The sequence below is a fragment of the Trabulsiella guamensis ATCC 49490 genome (genome assembly GCF_000734965.1).
Taxonomy (GTDB): domain Bacteria; phylum Pseudomonadota; class Gammaproteobacteria; order Enterobacterales; family Enterobacteriaceae; genus Trabulsiella; species Trabulsiella guamensis.
In genome coordinates this window covers 1-1,783 of record NZ_JMTB01000140.1, presented here as the reverse complement: position 1 = coordinate 1,783, position 1,783 = coordinate 1, and the positions used below count along the sequence as shown (strand labels likewise).

The 1,783-nt window shown below is 54.6% G+C and carries 1 protein-coding gene; it reads left to right on the top strand.

Features of this window, described 5'->3' with window-relative positions; translation table 11 throughout:
• Positions 1-138: 138 nt before the first annotated feature.
• On the top strand, positions 139-1,783 hold a 1,645-nt coding region (locus GTGU_RS23065; protein ID WP_051857438.1), incomplete at its 3' end, for a phage tail tape measure protein.

The window sequence follows — 1,783 nt, the reverse complement described above, 5'->3', positions numbered from 1 at the left end:
CCGGGGGCGACCTGATGCCGCTGGCAGCGGCACTTAACCAACTGCTGATTAATCTCTCTTCGCGTTTTGATGCCGGTCGACTGGAGCAACTGCCACTGCGGCGGTTGCTCGTGCTGGTAAGACAACTGAGGAAACAACATGGCAAGCCGCCTGAGCACTGAAATCCTGATAAACCTTGCCGGTAACCTGACGGCCAAGGCGCGCCAGTACGGGGCAAACATGAGCGAGTTTGCGGCCCGCAACCAGCGGGCAATGTCCATCGTCAGGTCAACATCTGAAGCGGCTGGCCGGGGTATTGACGCACTCGGTAACCGCTATATGGGGCTGATTGCCGGTGTCAGCGGTAGCCTGGCTGTCAGGCAGGTGGCCGACTTTGACGCGCAGATGCGCCGCATGGGAACCGACGCGCAGCTTAGTCTGGAAGAAGTTGACGCGCTGCGGGAGCAAATCCGCGACGTCTCCAATATGAAAGATATTCGTATTGCAGCTCCAGACCTGGGTAGTGGTGCGGGTGAGCTGCTGGGGAAGACCGGCGATTACCAGTTTGTCCAGGATAACCTGCGTAATATGGGCCTGCTGATGCAGGCGTTCGGTGTTGACGGTCAGACCGCTGCGGGTCTGCTGGCGCAGTTCTGGGAGAAAGGCATCAAGGGAAGCAACGATGTCAGCATTATGCTTGACAAGCTCTATGCACAGTTTGCGGTCGGCTCTGTCAGTGTTGCCGACCTCGCTAAAGTTGCGCCAAAGTTGTTCTCCATTATTCAGGATCAGGGGCCGGTCGCCATCTCTCAGATGGGGGCCTTTCTCCAGGTGTTTTCAAAAAACAAAGGCAGCGCCGAGGAAACCACTACCAGTATCCAGGCGATGTATGCCGCGCTTTCAAATAAAGACAATATTAAGTTTCTGAAATCGAATGGAATAGACGTATTTAAAAAGGGAACACGCGAACTAAAACTCCCGTTTGAGTTAATGAAGGAGATACTCAAAAAGGCCAAAAACGATCCGGTTAAATTACAGGATATTTTTGACCAGACAGGTATGCAGGGTATTACCTCCCTGCTCAAGCCCGAAAACCTTAAGCTCCTGGAAGATATGATTTACGGCACGGCTGAAATTGGATCCACGCAGGAAGCCGCACAGCGTAATGCCGAAAGTTTTAACTCCTCCATGCAGGCGCTGAATAATGAATGGCAGCGTTTTGCCGAAAGCGAACTGGCTGAGCCCATTCAGGAGCTGGCTGATGCCCTCAATTCTGTTGATCATGAAACGGTTCAGAACTGGCTGAAAACCGGCAAACAGATAGCGATGGTTGTTGGTGGTGTTATTGCCGCCCGCAAGGCATTCCAGCTTGGCCGTGGTGCATGGGATATCTTCAGCACCATTAGTGGGCGAGGTAAAGGCGGTAAAGGTGGTGCTGCCGGTGGCATGGCTGATGTGTTTGGCTCAGGTGTCATGCCCGTCTATGTGGTGAATATGGGCGCAGGTGGTATGGGTAACGGTAACGGCCTGCCCGGCTCTGGTGGTAAAACCGGTCCGGGCACTGGCGGTAAACCGGGGTCGGGTGGCAGGCTGGCTAATCTGGGCACAGCGGCGCTCGGGGTTGCCGGAAGAGGTGCCGGTGCGTTCGGCGTGGCGCTTACCGCCTCTGAGATTTACGGTTACATCGAGCAGGAATATCCGGAAGCCATTGAGTTTGACAAGATGCTGATGGATGAGACGCAAAAATTCATTGCCGGTGATTCCCGCGAACCGCTGAAACAATGGTCGACCGACCTGACCGGCG